Origin of the sequence: Capnocytophaga sp. oral taxon 329 str. F0087 (genome assembly GCF_000213295.2) — a bacterium.
Taxonomy (GTDB): Bacteria; Bacteroidota; Bacteroidia; order Flavobacteriales; family Flavobacteriaceae; genus Capnocytophaga; species Capnocytophaga leadbetteri_A.
This window is the reverse complement of sequence record NZ_KN390085.1, coordinates 1,498-3,038: the sequence shown is the minus strand read 5'-3', so window position 1 is coordinate 3,038 and position 1,541 is coordinate 1,498. Positions and strand designations below refer to the sequence as shown.

Sequence of the window (1,541 nt, the reverse complement as noted above, 5' to 3'; positions counted from 1 at the left end):
ATATTAGGTAGGGCGGTCTCATCAATGTACTGTTGTACTTTGTCGTAATATAGTTTGCTGTCGGGGTGCTCTTCGAGGCTGGCGTGTCCTACTGTATAATTTTGCGCCAGGGCATTGATAAACTGAAAAGCGAAGCGTGTTTTGCCGCTGCCAGCTCCGCCGGCTATGGTGATAACGGTGCTTTCGGAAGTTTTGCGTTCTACATCGCCAAGGAAAGCTTGCATTTGTGGGTTGGCAATAACAAATGTTTCCCATTGGCGGTGTTGTAGGGCTGCCATTTTGGCATCGAGGGTGTTTGCCGATGTGCTGATTTGCCGATTTGTTTCTTCTGGCAGGTGCTCTACGTATACGTTTGGGGTTGTAATAGGGGTGGATAATCCGTATTTTTGATTTAGTTTGTTGCTATCACCACGTATTACTTTTCCTTGTTTGTCTATAAAGGACGATATTTTAGCACTTATATGTAAGCCTAATGATTTAAGATTATATCGTCTTAATGTTTTGTAATTTTCTAAACGTTCAAACAGTTCATTATTATCAGTAAAGTATTGGTCAAGTTCTTGCAATCTTTTATTAATGTATGGGTTGCTTTCTTCAAAAGTATAAAAAGTACTATTACTCTCTAATGTAAAAGGAAAAGCCCAGTAAAAAACCTCCATAGCTTTACTGTTTTTGAAATGTTTTCTATTTTCTTTTGAAAGCTCTTTTAAGTAAACATTTATTGCTTCTTCAAGTTTTTTATTTTCTTCAAATCCTTTTATTTTTCTTTTTTCATCTTGTTGAAATGCTCTGTCTCTTAATTCTTTTTCTATTAGGTTGTACTCTAATGAATAATCTCTTTCTAAAGGGTGATATTTGCCTTTTGGGTCTATAATTCCATAGTCTTGGAAATACCAACCTTTTTTTAGTTTACCTTTTTCGGTTAATGCTTCTTTTAGAATACCAGCGTGTCGTGGGGCATTTAAAGAATTAGGCACAGTTTTTGCAGGGATATTAGTGGGAGCACTATCACCACAGAACGGATTAGCACGACTCTTTCGTGGTGGGGTAGTGCTCTCTTCTATTTCTTCTATTTTGTGGTCATAGTAGACAACACCATTTTCGCCCTCTCTAAGGGTAAGTATTACTTTTACCTCTTCTCCCTCGAAAGTTGCTGTAGTGCGCATTCTGTAAGCACCTTTTATATTGTCTCTCTTTTTATAATCTTCTACAAAGGCTATTAGATGAGAGTTTTTAAGCATTTCTTCAGCTTGCTGTATGAGATACATTTTCTTTAAAGATATTTTGCTTGATAAAACGTGGTCTATACCTTTACTGCTGAATACCACATATTTGTCGAGCTCTTTATGAAAAACTTTTTTACCTCTTAGGTGTGTGTATGCCCAAGCCTTAAAGTACTTTTTAGCTTCCTTAAGGGTTTTGAATATGGGTAGTGAGCCGAAAAGGGCTATTTGTCCGGTAGGTTTTAGGTAGGACTGTTTGTTGCTGTATAATTTAAGCAGCTCTTTTTGGTAGTACTGTATTTGGGTGTTATACTCCGC

The 1,541-nt window shown here is 37.2% G+C and carries 1 protein-coding gene; it reads right to left on the bottom strand.

What is annotated here, in order from left to right:
• Positions 1–1,541: LPD3 domain-containing protein (locus tag HMPREF9074_RS12500; RefSeq protein WP_034540964.1), on the bottom strand; the 1,541-nt coding region annotated here is incomplete at both ends.